Annotated in this window: 12 protein-coding genes; 1 reads left to right on the top strand and 11 read right to left on the bottom strand. The window is 63.7% G+C overall.

Annotated elements, in window-relative coordinates:
* Positions 1–163: 163 nt before the first annotated feature.
* The 9 genes from GCT13_RS22660 to GCT13_RS22700 form a co-directional block, all read right to left on the bottom strand.
* Entirely contained in the window at positions 164–2026 is a 1863-nt protein-coding gene (locus GCT13_RS22660; protein ID WP_152761820.1) for a TRAP transporter large permease, read from the bottom strand.
* Between the two features lie 3 nt (positions 2027–2029).
* A complete protein-coding gene (locus GCT13_RS22665) occupies positions 2030–3031 on the bottom strand; it encodes a TRAP transporter substrate-binding protein (protein ID WP_193727732.1) in 1002 nt (333 codons plus the stop codon).
* A gap of 113 nt (positions 3032–3144) precedes the next feature.
* Positions 3145–4197 carry a Gfo/Idh/MocA family protein gene (locus GCT13_RS22670; protein ID WP_152761824.1) on the bottom strand — a complete coding sequence of 351 codons (1053 nt, stop codon included), beginning with the start codon at positions 4195–4197 and terminating at the stop codon, positions 3145–3147.
* Between the two features lie 35 nt (positions 4198–4232).
* Positions 4233–5063: a phosphoenolpyruvate hydrolase family protein gene (locus GCT13_RS22675; RefSeq protein WP_152761826.1), complete on the bottom strand. Its 831-nt coding sequence runs from the start codon at positions 5061–5063 to the stop codon at positions 4233–4235.
* A gap of 7 nt (positions 5064–5070) precedes the next feature.
* Entirely contained in the window at positions 5071–6318 is a 1248-nt protein-coding gene (locus GCT13_RS22680) for a Tm-1-like ATP-binding domain-containing protein (protein WP_152761828.1), read from the bottom strand.
* A 36-nt stretch (positions 6319–6354) separates the two neighbouring features.
* The gene (locus GCT13_RS22685) at positions 6355–7101 is read right to left on the bottom strand and encodes an SDR family NAD(P)-dependent oxidoreductase (RefSeq protein ID WP_152761830.1); all 747 of its coding nucleotides are present in this window, start codon (positions 7099–7101) and stop codon (positions 6355–6357) included.
* Positions 7102–7155: 54 nt separating this feature from the next.
* On the bottom strand, positions 7156–7911 hold the full coding sequence (locus GCT13_RS22690; RefSeq protein WP_152761832.1) for an SDR family NAD(P)-dependent oxidoreductase: 756 nt from the start codon (positions 7909–7911) through the stop codon (positions 7156–7158).
* Positions 7908–8813: a sugar phosphate isomerase/epimerase family protein gene (locus tag GCT13_RS22695; protein WP_152761834.1), complete on the bottom strand. Its 906-nt coding sequence runs from the start codon at positions 8811–8813 to the stop codon at positions 7908–7910. Before GCT13_RS22695 ends, GCT13_RS22690 begins: the two co-directional genes overlap by 4 nt.
* Positions 8813–9901: a LacI family DNA-binding transcriptional regulator gene (locus GCT13_RS22700; RefSeq protein WP_152761836.1), complete on the bottom strand. Its 1089-nt coding sequence runs from the start codon at positions 9899–9901 to the stop codon at positions 8813–8815. The genes GCT13_RS22695 and GCT13_RS22700 overlap by 1 nt, the downstream gene beginning before the upstream one ends.
* A gap of 198 nt (positions 9902–10099) precedes the next feature.
* Between GCT13_RS22700 and GCT13_RS22705 the strand changes: the two genes are divergently transcribed.
* Positions 10100–11002, top strand: a complete 903-nt coding sequence (locus GCT13_RS22705; RefSeq protein WP_152761838.1) for a DMT family transporter — start codon at positions 10100–10102, stop codon at positions 11000–11002.
* A 14-nt stretch (positions 11003–11016) separates the two neighbouring features.
* Here the strand turns inward: GCT13_RS22705 and GCT13_RS22710 are convergent, their stop codons facing one another.
* Together GCT13_RS22710 and GCT13_RS22715 are read right to left on the bottom strand one after the other, a co-directional pair.
* Complete coding sequence (locus GCT13_RS22710; RefSeq protein ID WP_321574548.1) at positions 11017–13509, bottom strand: glycogen/starch/alpha-glucan phosphorylase; 2493 nt, start codon at positions 13507–13509, stop codon at positions 11017–11019.
* A gap of 211 nt (positions 13510–13720) precedes the next feature.
* Complete coding sequence (locus tag GCT13_RS22715; RefSeq protein WP_152761840.1) at positions 13721–14743, bottom strand: helix-turn-helix domain-containing protein; 1023 nt, start codon at positions 14741–14743, stop codon at positions 13721–13723.
* Positions 14744–14852 lie beyond the last annotated feature (109 nt).

Below are 14852 nucleotides of genomic sequence, written 5' to 3' on the forward strand. Positions count from 1 at the left end.
AAAAGGTGCTTGTGGAGGGATGCTTTGATGAGGCGGCTCGTGAACGAACCGGGCTTGATTCATCGGCAAGCGTCGCCTGGGGGACCTTACGACGCAATGGCCCGAGGCCTTTGCGCCGATAGTCGAAGCGGTGCCGAACTCGCGCCAGATGAAGACGCAGCGCCTACAGAAAGCCGATCGAGATCCAGGGGATCGCGGCAACGAGCACCAGCCCAACGCCGAGCGCGACCATATACGCCACGATCGGCCGCATCCCCTCTTCGGGGTTGATGCGGTTGATTGCGCAAGCTGTGTAGTACCCGACGCCGAATGGCGGCGCGAACAGCCCCATGCCCATCGCGAGGATCGCGATCATCGCGTAATGCACGGGATGCACGCCCACCGTCTCCGCGATCGGAAACAGCAACGGCCCAAACAGGACGATGGCGGGAATGCCTTCGAGCAGACTGCCGAGCACGACGAACAGCACGATCGACGCGACGACGAACGTGATCTTGCCGCCCGGCAGTTGCGCGAAGATGTCGGCCAGCGCATCCGAGAAACCGGACTGCGTGAGGCACCACGCCATGCTGGTCGCCGCGCCGATGATCAGCAGGATCGCGCCCGACAACGCCGCCGTCCCGACCAGAATCGGCCAGATACGCCGCACGTCGAAGCGGCGATAAATCACCAGCCCCGCAAGGATCGCGTAGACGATGCCGATCGTCGATACCTCGGTCGCCGTCGCGACGCCTTCGACAACGGCAAGCCGGATGACGAACGGCAACGCGAGCGCGGGCAACGCGATCCAGAAACTGCGCAGCACTTCGCGCGCGCGAGGGCGCGCTTCGGCTGCGCTGTCGTCAATATGCCGATGCCGCCACCACACCAGCACGCACAGCATCAGCCCGACGACGAGCCCCGGCAGCAACCCGCCCGTAAACAGCGCGCCAATCGATACGCTCGTCACGGAGCCGAGAATGATCAGCACGAGACTCGGCGGTATCGTCTCCGTCTGCGCGGCCGTCGCCGACAGCAGCGCGACGAACTCGCCGGGCTTCGTGCCACGCGCCCTCATCTCGGGATACAGCACGGGAGCGAGCGCCGCCATATCGGCGGACTTGGAGCCGGAGATACCCGACACGAGGTACATCGCGCCCACCAGCACATACGAGAGTCCGCCCGGCACGTGGCCGAGCACATTTGCAAGAAACGCGACGAGCGCCTTCGCCATGCCCGTCATCTCCATCAGCATGCCGAGAATCACGAAGAGGGGCACGGCCAGCAGCACGATCTGCGACATGCCCTGGTCCATCCGGCTCGCCATCACGAGCAACGGCAACTTCGTCGCGATGGACAGATAGCCGAACGACGCGAGCGCGAACGAAAACGCGATCGGCACGCCGGAGAACACGCATAGCGCAACCACGCCGACGAAGAACACCACGAGGTTCCAGTGCCCGATCTCGCCGAGCACCGGCTGCAGCGCATACAGGCCGACCCCGACCGCGAACGTCAGCACCAGCGCGGCCAGCAGCGGCCGCCAATGTTCGAGACGCGCGAGCTGAAACAGCGAACTCGCGATCATCAGGCACACGCCCGCCGGCATCGCCGCGGCACGCCACGCGTTCGAAATGTTGAGTGCGGGATCGGTGAGATTCGACTCGTCGACGATATAGTCGATCGTCGCGCCGCACACGAGCAGCAGGAAAGCGAGCGGAGCCACGATCGACAGCGCCTGCCAGTACGGCTGCCAGCGCGCGGACGCGGCGCGCACGAACGTGCCCATGCGCATGTGCTCGTTGCGCTGGAACGCGATCACGGCGCCCATCATCGCGAGCCACAGGAACAGCAGCGACGCGAGCGAATCCGACCACACTAGCGAATGCCGGAACACGTAGCGCGAAATCACGCCGATCAGCAGCAGCACGATTTCCGCGGCGACCAGCAGGCCCGCGACCGCTTCTGTCAGCAGCACCAGCGCCCGTTCGAGTCCGGCAAATACAGACTGGATTCGCGGATGATTTTCGACAAGAGCGATGCGCATGATTTACCCCAGCGAACCCGTGTACTTTTCGAGCAGCGCCCACGCCTGCGGTCCGAACTTCCCGCGCCATTCGTTGTAGTAGCCGGCCTGCTTCAGCTTGTTGCGAAACTGCTCGCGGTCAGGGTTGATGAACGTGATGCCCGCCTTCGTCATCTGATCGGGGACCTGGGCATCCACTTTCACCATGTCGTCGCGTTGCTGAAGGGCCGACTTCGTGAACTCTTCAGCGATCACCTGTTGCAGGTCCTTCGGAATCGCGCCCCACATGCGCGTGTTGCCGAGAATCCAGTAGCCGTCCCACATGTGGTTGGTCGTGCTCATGTACTTCTCGATCTCATAGAGCCGCATCGCGTAGAGCAGCGACGGATAGTTCTCGGCGCCGTCCACCACTTTGGTCTGCAACGCGGTATAGAGCTCGTTGATGCTGATCGGTGTCGGGCTCGCGCCGAGCGCATTGAACTGCGAGACCCACATCGGGCTGATCGGCACGCGGATCTTGAAGCCGACGAGATCGTCCGGCGACCTGATCGGCTTGTTGCTGATGATCTGCCGCCAGCCGCCCTGCATCATCGTCGGAATCGCGAACAGCCCCACTTTCTCCATCTGCCCGCGCAGATACGCGCCCACGTCCCCGTCCATCGCCTTGAATGCAGCAGGCGTGTCCTTCAGCCCGTAGGCGAGCCCCGGAAGCGCGCAGGCGGGCACGAGCGGCACGGCCAGTTGCGACGACGACAGAAAGAAATCGAGCGAGCCGCTGTGCACCTGGTTCAGCATGTCGCTGCCCAACTGGCTGTTCGGAAACACGCTGATCTCGACGCGCCCGTTCGTGCGCGTCTTGATCCGCTCGGTGGCCTCCTTGATGCGGACGTTCATTGCATAGGCAGGCGGTGTATCGCTGCCGATCTTGATCCGATACTCCGCTGCATGCGCAAAGCGCGCGACGAACGGCGCCGCGAGCAGCGCCGCACCGCTTTTCAGTACCAGACGACGAGCTGGCTTTTCCATGATCCGTCTCCTCCTCGATACCGGCATCGCCGGTGTTACTGCCTGTCTCCACTATCTTGTCGTTGTATCGCTGTGTGCTGCTGTCGATTCGCCGTTGGTGTACGAGTTCGACGTTACGGCGTCGCGTCGACTGTGTCCGTTCGATGCGTCACATCGTCGAGCACGACCGTATCGCCGCTTCGGAACGACCGGTGGACGGCATCGAGCGTGCGCATCAAACGAATGCCTTCTTGCGCGCTGACAGAGCGGTTCGGCTGCCCGTCGATCGCGAGCGCGAACTCGCGGAACTGGCGCTGGAACTCGACCGCTTCGTCGAGATAATGGCGATGCTCGTCGTCGCTTCGCGCGACCAGCGTCTCGCCATTGAACGTCAGATGCGTGTCGTGCTCGACGACGGCCGTGCCGCGTTCGTAGACGAGCACCTTGCGGTTCTCGACGGGCTGCTGGTTGAACGACAGATGCACCGACGCGAGCCGCCGCCCGGGGTAAGCGAGCAGCATCATCGCTTCGTCCTCGCCGGCCCAGAAGTGATTGCGACGCACGGCTTCAGCATGCACGCGCACGGGATCGGCCTGCATCACCATCTGCACGAAATCGAGCACATGCGGACCGTTGAGCGCGACGACCAGTCCGCTCGCCTTGTCCGCTTCGCGCCACCACGGCGCCTGTGCATCGGGCCAATAGACACCCAGGCTCACTTGCACGGAAATCAGCTTGCCGAAATCCGCCTGATGATCCGCGAGATAACGGATCGCGCGAAAATGCCGGCGGCATTGCGCAATCGCCAGCACGATACGATTCGCTTCGGCGGCTTCGGCCATTGCGATCGCGTCGGCCGCCGTGTCGGCCATCGGCTTTTCGACCAGCACATGCTTGCCAGCCTGTGCCGCCTTGATCGCGACGCTCGCATGCAGATGATTCGGCAGGCACAGCACGACGGCGTCGATATCATCACGCGACAGCGCTTCGTCGATATCGTCGAATGCATGACGCGCGCCGTAGCGCTGCGCGGCTTGCGTCGCGAGCGTCAGGTCGCTGTCGACGGTCGCCACCAGCGTCGCCAGATCCGGCTGCGCCGCGACGGCCGCCAGATGCGAGCGCGAAATGCGCCCACAGCCGATGATCGCGATGCCTGACCGCCCGTGTCCGTCGTGTGAGTGCGCCATGCGAGTCTCCCTGGTCGATGTGGAATGCAATGGGCCTAGCGCGTGATCGCCTTGAACGCGCGCGTCTGATTCGTCAATGCGATTTCCGTCGGCAGCCGCTCCATCGAGCTTGCGCCGTAAAAGCCGTGGCACGACGGCGCATTTCGCAGCACGTACGCAGCATCTTCGGGCGTCGCAATCGGGCCGCCGTGGCACAGCACGATCACGTCGCCGCGCACGCGCATCGCCGCTTGCGCAAATGCTTCGATCCGCGCCGGACAGTCGGCGAGCGTCAGCGCTGTTTGCGCGCCGATTGCGCCGCCCGTCGTCAATCCCATGTGCGCGACGATGATGTCCGCGCCCGCTTCCGTCATAGCGACCGCTTCGTCCGCGTTGAACACGTACGGCGTGGTCAGCAGGTTCTTGCGATGCGCGAGCCGGATCATGTCGACTTCGAGCGCGTAGCTCATCCCCGTTTCTTCGAGGTTCTGCCGGAACACGCCGTCGATCAGCCCGACCGTCGGGAAGTTCTGCACGCCGGAAAAGCCGATGCGCGACAGGTCGTCGAGCAGCACGTCCATATCGGCGAACGGATCGGTGCCGTTCACGCCCGCCAGCACGGGCGTATGCCGCACGACGGGCAACACTTCGCGCGCCATGTCCTTGACGATCTCATTGGCGTTGCCATACGCGAGCAATCCCGCGAGCGAGCCGCGCCCCGCCATCCGGTAACGCCCGGAGTTGTAGATGACGATCAGATCGATGCCGCCCGCCTCTTCGCATTTCGCGGACAGCCCCGTCCCCGCGCCCCCGCCGACGATCGGTTCGCGCCGCGCGATCATGTCCCGGTAGCGGGCCAGCAGTTCGGTTCTATCGAATCGCGGCATCGCGCAGTCACCTCCCGTTCGCGTGCGTGCCGAGCGCGTCGCGGTACGCATCGACGACTGCATCGGCAAACGCGGCATCGTTGATATGAAGCGGCACGCGCAGCAGCCGGCGATTGCGCGTGTGCACAAGGGTCGCTTCGATCGTGTCGAAGAGCACGCGGTCCGCTTCGGGATCGTCGAACGGCAAGCCTTCGGCGTCGATCGCCGACACGCCGCGCTCGGGGATCAGAAAGCGCACCGGCCCGTCGCAACGGTTGAGGCGCCCAGCGATCCATGCGCCGATTGCACGGCATTCGTCCGCGGTCGTGCGCATCAGAGTGACTTGCGGATTGTGGCAATAGAGCAGCCGGTTCGCGTATTTCGGCGGCACGGTTTCGCGCGCGCCGAAATTCACCATGTCGAGCGCGCCACACGATCCGACATACGGAACCTTCGTGCGCGCAATCGCGCCGAAGCGGTCTTCCGTGCAGGGAAACACGCCGCCCGCGATGAAATCCGCGACTTCCGTGGTCGTGAGGTCGATCACGGCGTCGATCATCTTGCTGTCGACGAGCTTCTCCATCGACTGCCCGCCCGTACCCGTCGCATGAAACACGAGGCACTCGTATTGCGCATCGAGCCGTTGACGCAGCATGTCGACGCATTTCGTCGTCACGCCGAACATCGTGATGCCGACGGTCGGCTTCTCCGCTTCCGTACGTGCGCCGATCAGTGACGCGTCCACGTCCTTGACCATGCCCGCCATCGCATGCGCGGCATTTGAGAGCACCACGCGGCTGATGCGATTGAGCCCGGCAATATCGACGACGGAGTACATCAGCGCGATATCGCTCGCGCCGACATACGGCGCGACATTGCCCGACGCGACGGTGGACACCATCAGCTTCGGCACGCCGACGGGCAATGCGCGCATCGCATGTGTGACGAGCGCCGTGTTGCCGGAACCGCCGAGCCCGATCATGCCGCCGACGTCGTCGCGCGTCGCGATGAACGCGGCGAGCGCTTCTTCCATCGCGGCTATGGCCGCGCCTCGCTCGCCTTGTTCGCTCCGTTCGCCGATCGCAGCGCCGCCATCGGGATGACAGGCCGCGACGGTATCCGCGCTGACGTCGGGCTGCACGCCATCGCGCGGCGCGCTCGTTGTGCCCACGTCGACCAGACAGGCGGGCATGCCGAGATCGCGCAGGCACTGGCGCACGAAGCCGAGTTCGGCGCCTTTCGTGTCACATGTTCCGACGACATACACGGTTTGCATGATGTCCTCGCAGTCGAACAACGGAACGGGCGGATGCTAGATCGTCAGCACGCCACCGTTGACGTCGATGGTCGCGCCCGTGATGTAACGCGCGCGGTCCGACAGCAGAAACAGCGCGACGTCGGCAAGATCTTCGGCTGTCGTGAAGCGGCCGAGCGGAATGCCCGCGAGCTGGCGCTCGCGGTCTTCGGGCGTGAGCAGCCCCGCGACGCGTTCGCCTTCCGTCGTCCCGGGCGCGACCGCATTGACGCGCACGCCGCCCGAGCCGAACTCCTTCGCGAGATGCCGCGTCAATCCGAGCACGCCCGCCTTCGCGGCCGTATAGGGCGAACCGAGCGCGGGACTCGTCTGCCGGCCAGCCAGCGAACTGAAGTTGAGAATCGCGCCGGACTGCTTGCGCAGCATCGACGGAATCGCGGCCTGACAACACAGAAACGTGCCCTTCAGATTCGAGTCCATCACCATGTCGTATTCGTCTTCGGTGATCTTCAGCGTCGGCACGAGCGGCGCATAGCCGCCCGCACAGTTGACGAGAACATCGGTGCCGCCCGCTTCTTCGTCGACGCGCGCGAAGAACGCCGACACCTCCTTCGACGACGTCACGTCGAGCGTCGCGTGCCTCGCCGCGGCGCCCAGGCGCTCGGCCGTGTGCGCCGATCTTTCTCCGTCCAGGTCCGGCAGATAGACGATTGCGCCCTCAGCGATCAGATAGCTTGCAATGACGGAGCCGATTCCGCGGCCCGCCCCTGTGATCACCGCGACCTTTCCGCTAAACGTGTCCATCTGCTGTGTCTCCTGTTGAACCTGACTTGATGAGTGCACTGTGTACCACTGCCATTAGTCGAGCACGACGCCGCCGTCCACCATCAACGTTTCGCCATAGACGAACGAGGCCTCGTCCGACAGCAGGAAGAGCACGCCTGCTGCAATTTCTTCGGGTTTCGCGAAGCGCCCCATGAGCACCGAGTTTTCGACGGTCGCGCGCTCTTCGGGCGTCATGCCGTTGTGCATCTCCGTCCAGATCGGACCGGGACACAGGCAGTTCACGCGAATCGCGCCGCGAAAGCTCGCCAGCTCGCGCGCAAGCGAACGCGTGAGCGATACGACGCCGCCCTTCGACGCGCCGTACGCCGATGTCGACAAACGCCCCGCGCCACGCTTCGCCGTATCAGACGCGATGGTCACGATGCGCCCGCTGCGTCGCGGCACCATCGAACGCAATGCGTGCTGCACGCACAGGAACGTGCCGCGCAGATTCACGTTCATCACGCGGTCCCATTCGTCGATGGTCATATCGAGCACGCGCGTCTTGCTGGTGATTCCGCCGCACGTGACGACGCCATCGAGCCGTATCGCATCGCTGTCGAGCCGCGCGAACGTTTCGCTCATCGACGTTTCCGACGCAAGATCGGCCACGATCGACATGCACGATGCGCCCAGACGTCGCGCTTCGGCTTGCGTCTCGGCGAGGCCGTCGCGCTTCGCATCGACGCATACGGTCGGCACGCCGTGCGACGCCAGCCCTAGCGCGACTGCGCGTCCCAGGCCGCCCGCCGCGCCCGTCACCATCACCTGTTGCAGAGTGAACTTCATGCGGCTGCTCCTGCCGTGTCGACACGCAACGACGATCGATCGAACAGCGCCACGGCAGATGCGAACGCATGCGACGCAATCGACTTCGCGTCTGTCTTTGCATACTCGGGATTGAACAGCTCGACCGTCCACCAGCCGTCATAGCCATGCTGAACCAGCGCATCGACGACAGCCCGAACATTGGCCGCGCCTTCGCCCGGAAACACGCGATCAGCGAGCATGTCCAGCTGATCGCGCGGCCTGGACTTCGCGTCGGCCAGTTGCACGTTGAAAATCTTCTCGACGGGAACCCGCGCGATGTGTTCGATGCGCGAATGGCCCTGATGAAACAGAAACGTGTCGATCAGCAAGCCACCGTTCTTGCGGCCGGCACGCGTCACGAGATCGGCACCGCTTTGCAGGTCGCAGATCTGCGGCGCGGTGCCCATGAATTCGACGCACAGGCGCACGCCATACGGTTGCGCGATATCGCACAGCGTGGCGAACTCTTCCGCCGCCACGTCGAGATCGCCCGTTTCCCTGAGCGCGGGAACCGCCGTGACGTTCGCGCATTCGAACTGCTCGCAATGCGCGAGAAACGCGTGCAGCCGCTTCGTCAGACGCGCAGACGTTTCGTCATCGGCGCCGCTGCGTCGACGACGGCTCACGAGCGGCAAGCCGCCATGGTACTGCCACTCGGCAAGAAAGGCCGCCTCGGCAAAGCGCAGTCCGTTTGCGGCGAGCAGGCGCTTCACGTCGTCCACCGAACCGCCTTGCTCCAGATAGCGCTCGAACTGGTCGTAGCGCAAGCCGATGCCCGTAAATCCGGCACGCGCGGTCTGCTCGAAGGCTTCATCAAACGAACATTGCGCGATCGTCACGGGACTCAACGCGAAGCGACGCTGATGGGATTGCGTACTCATCACACCGCCCCTGATTCTTTTGCCGTCGCACGCGCGCGCTTCGCCGGCGCGCGATGTTGCGCGGGGCGTCTCGGCACGACGATCTGGTTCGTCAGCAGGCGCGTCGGCAGGCGCACCACATCGGATGCCGCGCCGCTTCTGTCGATCAGGCCGAGCATCATGCGCACCGCGAGCCGTCCAATCTGATGGGTATCCTGCGCAACGACGGGCATCGGCGGATCGACGAGCCGCGCCCAGGGCACGTCGTCGAAGCAGATGACTTCGACATCTTCGTTGCGCCGCAAACGAAGTTCGCGCATCGCCAGCAGGACGCCCTCGGCAATCGTGTTGCTCGTCGCGAACAGTGCCGTTGGCCGGTCCTTGCTCGCGAGCAGTTCGAGCGCGCATTCGCATGCGGTGTCCGATTTGAGGCCTGCATAGCGTATCCAGTCGCGCCTCAGTGGCACGCGTGCTTCCTTGAGCGCCGCCTTGAACCCGGCAATGCGCTCGCGCGAAGTCATCAGTCCGCCCGAGCCGGATAGCGCGCCAATGCGCGTATGTCCACGCTCGAGCAGATATTGAACGGCAATCCGCGCACCGCCTTCGTTGTCGCTCAGCACCGCGCCGCAAGGCATTTCATCGATCTTCCGGTTGATCGCGACGAGCGGAAAATGCTCGGGCAGATCGCGGCTCAGATAGCCGTGGTAGCCTTCAGTGGGCGCGACGATCAGTCCATCCACGCGCCGTTCCATCAGCCCGATCACGGCCTCGCGTTCGCGCGCCAGATCTTCGTTGCTGTTCGCGAGAATCACGGAATAGTTGTTGAGCGCGGCCTCCGCCTCGACGCCGCCGACCACTTCGGCAAAGAACAGATTCGCGACGTCCGACATCACGAGACCGATGGTGCGCGAACGGTTCGTGCGCAAACTACCCGCCACGCGATTCACGCGAAACCCGAGTTGCTGCGCTGCCGCCATCACCAGTTCGCGCGTTTCGGGGCTCACTCGTTCCGAGCCGTTCATCACGCGGGACACGGTCTGATACGACACGCCTGCCTGCTTGCCGACATCCTTGAGCGTCGGCGCGCGATCGTTTTCGTCCGATTTCATTTTCGACTGCCATGTGATCGTTCACACGACCTGACTATAGGCGACGATCTCCGGAAGTAAACCTCTTTATGCGAACGTTCACATGGCTTACGGGTAATACCTGGTGCGGCTCGGGTCGTCGCCTGAAACAGCGCTTGTCAACGCGGCGATTGTGCGTTGCAATCACCCACCGTGACATCGCAACCAATAAGGACGGAAATGGAACAGGCGTCGAACGCGGTATCAGCCGACGGACAACGCTGGTTGACGGTCGCGGGTCCCGTGATTTTTCTGCTGCTGTGGTCGGCCGGTTTTCCGATTGCGAAGATCGGCCTGCGCTACGCGTCACCCCTCACCTTTCTTGCGATCCGCTTCGCGTTGAGCGTCAGCGTGCTGGTTGTACTATGCGCGGTCCGCCGGCCTGCATGGCCTCGTGGGCTGCATGCGTGGAAGCATCTGATCGTCGTCGGCTTTCTCGTGCAGGTGCTGTACTTCGGGCTGAGCTATCTGTCGATGACGGCGGGCATCGAGACGTCGGTGCTCGCGCTGATCGTCTCACTGCAGCCGATCCTCGTCGGCGTGCTGGCGCCGAAGCTGGTCGGCGAGCGCGTCGGCGCACGCCGCTGGACGGGGCTGATACTCGGTCTCGCGGGCGCGGCGGGCGTCATCGTTGCGCGCAGCCGCGTCCAGGTGGATTCGCTGGGCCCCGTGCTGCTGGCAATCGGCGCGCTGCTCGGCATCACGGGCGCGATGCTCTATGAAAAGCGCACGGCCGCATCGAACGATCCGTTGATGGCGAATCTCGTTCAGTACGCGGTCGGCCTCGTGTGTTGCGCGCCGATGGCCATGCTGTTCGAGCATGGCCACGTGCAATGGACGGGAACCTTCACGGCTGTCATGGCGTATCTCGTGCTCTGTAATTCACTGATCGCCATCAGTCTGCTGCTCGCGATGACACGCGCGGGCAAGGTGTCGAAGGTGGCTGCGCTGTTCTTCTTCGTCCCGCCCGCTGCGGCGCTGATGAGCTACGCGTTCCTCGGCGAAACGCTGCCGCCGTCCGCGTGGTGGGCAATGGGTATTGCAGTGGTAGGTGTTGCGATTGCAACTTCGCAATCGCGATGACCCGCGTTCAACAGTCAATCCAGCGAAATCTTCACGGGAGCAATCTTCCAGATCCGCTCGCAATACTCGGCGATCGCGCGATCCGATGAGAACTTCCCCGAGCGCGCCGTGTTGAGTATCGACATGCGAGTCCAGCGTGCCGGGTCCAGCCACGCGGCGCTCACGCGCTCCTGGCACGCGACGTAATCGGTGTAATCGGCGAGCACGAGGAACGGGTCCGCGTGAAGCAGGTTGTCGACGAGCGGGCGGAATACCTGCGGGTCGCCGCGCGAGAAGTGTCCGCCCGCGATCAGGTCCAGCACCTCGCGCAACTCCGCATTGCTTTCGACATGCGCGGAAGGACGATAGCCTTCGCGCCTGACGCGCTCCACTTGCGTGGCAGTCAGCCCGAAGAGGAAGAAGTTCTCGTCGCCAGCTTCTTCGCGGATCTCGACATTCGCGCCGTCCAGCGTGCCTATCGTGATCGCGCCGTTCATCATGAACTTCATGTTGCCGGTGCCCGACGCTTCCTTGCCCGCCGTCGAAATCTGCTCGGACAGGTCGGCGGCTGGATAGATGAACTGCGCATTCTTCACGTTGAAATCCGGAAAGAACACGACCTTCAACTTGCCGTGCATCGCGGGATCGTTGTTCACGACTTCGGCGATGCCCGTAATCAGCCGGATCATCAGCTTCGCCATCGCATAACCCGGTGCCGCTTTTCCGCCGAACACGAAGCAGCGCGGCACGGCGCCCTGCTCCACGTTGCGCCGCAGACGCTGGTAAAGCGTGACGATGTAAAGCGCGTTCAGATGCTGTCGCTTGTACTCGTGAATGCGCTTGACCTGAATGTCGAACAACGCATCGGGGTCCACGTCGATATTCGTCACATGGCGAATCTGTCCCGCGAGAATCTGCTTGTTCGCATGCTTGACGGCACGCCATTTTTCCTGGAATGCGTGATCGTCGGCATACGCTTCGAGCTTGCGAAGACGTGTGAGATCAGTGACCCAGCCATCGCCGACTGTCGCGTCGAGCAGCCGCGCAAGACCCGGGTTGCTCAGCAGCAGAAAGCGGCGCGGCGTGACGCCATTGGTGACGTTGTCAAAACGCTCGGGCCACAACTCCGCGAAGTCGTGCAGCACGGTCTGCCTGAGCAGCGTCGAATGCAGCGCCGCGACGCCGTTGACTGCATGGCTGCCGATCGTCGACAGGTACGCCATGCGGATCTTCTTCTCGCCGCTCTCGTCGATCAGCGACATGCGCGCGACGCGCGCCTCGTCGCCCGGATACTTACGCCGCAGGTCGTCGAGGAAGCGGCGGTTGATCTCGTAGATGATTTCGAGCGGACGCGGCAGCAACCCGCCGAAGAGCCGCAAGCCCCACGTTTCGAGTGCTTCGGGCAACAGCGTGTGGTTGGTATAGGCAAGCGTGCGGCATGTGATGTCCCACGCTTCGTCCCAGTGAAGGAGCCGCACGTCGACGAGCAGGCGCATCAGCTCGGCGACGGCGATGGACGGATGCGTATCGTTCAGCTGAACCGCGAACATGTCGGCGAAACGCGAGACGTGCACGCCCTTCAGATCGAGAATGCGCAACATATCCTGCAGCGAACAGGAGACGAAGAAGTACTGCTGCGCAAGACGCAGCCGCTTGCCGGCTTCGGGCTCGTCATTCGGATAGAGCACCTTCGACAGCGTCTCCGAAATCACCTTTTCCTGCACGGCCTGGTAGTAATCGCCTGCGTTGAAGTCCTCCAGGTCGAATGACTCGATGGCCTCGCTTTTCCACAGGCGCAGCGTGTTGCACATGTTCGCGCGAAAGCCGAGCACCGGCGTGTCGCAGGCCACGCCCTTGACCATGCGTGCCGGCATCCAGCGCACGCGAAAGTGGCCTTGCTCATCGGTCCACTGTTCCGTATGCCCGCCAAAGGCAGCGTAGTAACACACGCTCGGGCGCACGATCTCCCACGGGTTGCCCTTTTGCAGCCACTTGTCGGTGACTTCCACCTGGCAGCCGTCGCGTATCTCCTGATCGAAGATGCCGAACTCGTAGCGGATGCCGTAGCCCACGGACGGTATTTCGAGTGTCGCCAGCGAGTCCAGATAACAGGCAGCGAGCCTGCCGAGCCCACCGTTGCCGAGTCCCGGCTCTTCCTCCAGCGCGAGCAGCGTATCGAGGTCCTGGCCGAGCGACTCCATGACGGCGCGGGCGTTGTCCTCGATGCCGAGGTTCAGGAGATTGTTGCCGAGCTGCGGGCCGATCAGGAATTCAGCGGAGAGATAGCACGCGACCCGCAGCTCGCGCGCGACGTAGGTCTGGATCGTCGCGGCCCAGCGTGCCAGCATGCGGTCGCGCACGCTGTACGACAGCGCCATGTACCAGTCGTACGGCGTAGCGATGCTGGGAGGACGGGCCTGCAGGCAGATCAGATTGTCGAGCACGCCGCGCCGCAGCGCATCGACGTCGAGTCCGGTGCGCGCCGATCCGGCGCTCGGGGTTACGCCTGATGCCGGATTGGTGGTCACGATGCTTCCTCCCGATTCGCCGCGTCAAAGGCATGACGGTGTCGCGCCCGTTCGTCGATACAGGGCGCGATCCGCGCCCTGGCCGAACGAACCTCAACGCCAGCATATGTTACGGCGCAAGGATTGCAAGCTCGACGAGCCGCACAGGCTTTCCGCTGACGATTATCGGGTGCGCAACGCTACGTATCGTATGTCGATGAACGAAAGAAGATCACGCGGCGGCGCACTGCGTTGCCTCCATGTCCGCCTGAACGTCGCACGGCTGCTCGTTCGCATGGATAGTCTGCAGACCGTCCGTCCTGGCACGCTGCCACGCGCGATATTCGGTCGGCGACTTCCCGATGCAGCGGCGAAACAGCTTGCCGAGCCGGCCGCCGTCGGTCAGACCAACGCGTCGCGCGATCTTGTCGGCGGGCAGCGAGGTTTCGGCCAGCAGCGCGCACGCCAGATCGAGCCTCGCGCGTTGCAGGTATTCCGATGGCGAAGTCCCCAGGCATGCCTGAAAGTAGCGCAGCAACGTACGCTGGCTCATTGCGCACGCATGCGCGGCATCGGCGACGCTGACGGGACGGTGGCAATTGTTCTTGAGCCACCGCCCCGCTGCGTGCACCTTGTCGGCCGTGCTCATGCCCGTGTCGATCGATGACAGGATCGTATCGACGTGTCCGCTGACCGTGCGATGCAAGGCCTCGCGCGCAATCGGCTCGCCCATATCGTCGCGGATGATTTCGAAGGCCGCTCTGATCGCGCCGGATAATCGCGCGTTGGCCTGCGCCCCTTGCACGATGCGATCGCGCTCCGATGGGTGCGCGGCATCGTGCGCGAATCCGTTCACAGTATCGGCCGCAAGAAACCGCACGGGCGTGCCGGCTGCTCTGATCCGTTGCAGCCACGCTGCATGCGACAGCCCGTTGCACACCTCGTCTGCGTTCGGCCCTGCGGCGACGAACACGCACGCGAATCGCGCCCCGATCGTATCGGCGAGTTTGCCCGTCGACACGACGAACGAGCGATGGCACTTCACGGGGCCACCATTCGCCGACAGAAACTGCATCCCGTACTTGCACGCATGCTGAACGCCCGCCAGTTCGCTCGCGCAATCGAGCGCTTCGGCGACGACGGCTACGCCTAACAGGTCGCACGCATCCGTCAGCACGAACGCGATCCGTTGCAGGCTCGAAACACTGCCTCTGTATCCATCGGCGCGTTGACGCCCGTTCTCTGCCACAAACATGATTCCTCCGCATGATTCACCGAGACATGCGTCGGCATGTATCGACAGACAAGACGAACTTCTTCAGACGTTTTCGCAATTCTGCGTACGCCCGGCAACGATGCGCGCC

Source organism: Paraburkholderia franconis (assembly GCF_009362735.1).
Lineage (GTDB): Bacteria > Pseudomonadota > Gammaproteobacteria > Burkholderiales > Burkholderiaceae > Paraburkholderia > Paraburkholderia franconis.

Excerpts from the sequence above, each read along its gene's own strand:
- GCT13_RS22660 (WP_152761820.1), bottom strand. The coding sequence starts at position 2,026 with ATGCGCATCGCTCTTGTCGAAAATCATCCGCGAATCCAGTCTGTATTT.
- GCT13_RS22665 (WP_193727732.1), bottom strand. The coding sequence starts at position 3,031 with ATGGAAAAGCCAGCTCGTCGTCTGGTACTGAAAAGCGGTGCGGCGCTG.
- GCT13_RS22670 (WP_152761824.1), bottom strand. The coding sequence starts at position 4,197 with ATGGCGCACTCACACGACGGACACGGGCGGTCAGGCATCGCGATCATC.
- GCT13_RS22675 (WP_152761826.1), bottom strand. The coding sequence starts at position 5,063 with ATGCCGCGATTCGATAGAACCGAACTGCTGGCCCGCTACCGGGACATG.
- GCT13_RS22680 (WP_152761828.1), bottom strand. The coding sequence starts at position 6,318 with ATGCAAACCGTGTATGTCGTCGGAACATGTGACACGAAAGGCGCCGAA.
- GCT13_RS22685 (WP_152761830.1), bottom strand. The coding sequence starts at position 7,101 with ATGGACACGTTTAGCGGAAAGGTCGCGGTGATCACAGGGGCGGGCCGC.
- GCT13_RS22690 (WP_152761832.1), bottom strand. The coding sequence starts at position 7,911 with ATGAAGTTCACTCTGCAACAGGTGATGGTGACGGGCGCGGCGGGCGGC.
- GCT13_RS22695 (WP_152761834.1), bottom strand. The coding sequence starts at position 8,813 with ATGAGTACGCAATCCCATCAGCGTCGCTTCGCGTTGAGTCCCGTGACG.
- GCT13_RS22700 (WP_152761836.1), bottom strand. The coding sequence starts at position 9,901 with ATGAAATCGGACGAAAACGATCGCGCGCCGACGCTCAAGGATGTCGGC.
- GCT13_RS22705 (WP_152761838.1), top strand. The coding sequence starts at position 10,100 with ATGGAACAGGCGTCGAACGCGGTATCAGCCGACGGACAACGCTGGTTG.
- GCT13_RS22715 (WP_152761840.1), bottom strand. The coding sequence starts at position 14,743 with ATGTTTGTGGCAGAGAACGGGCGTCAACGCGCCGATGGATACAGAGGC.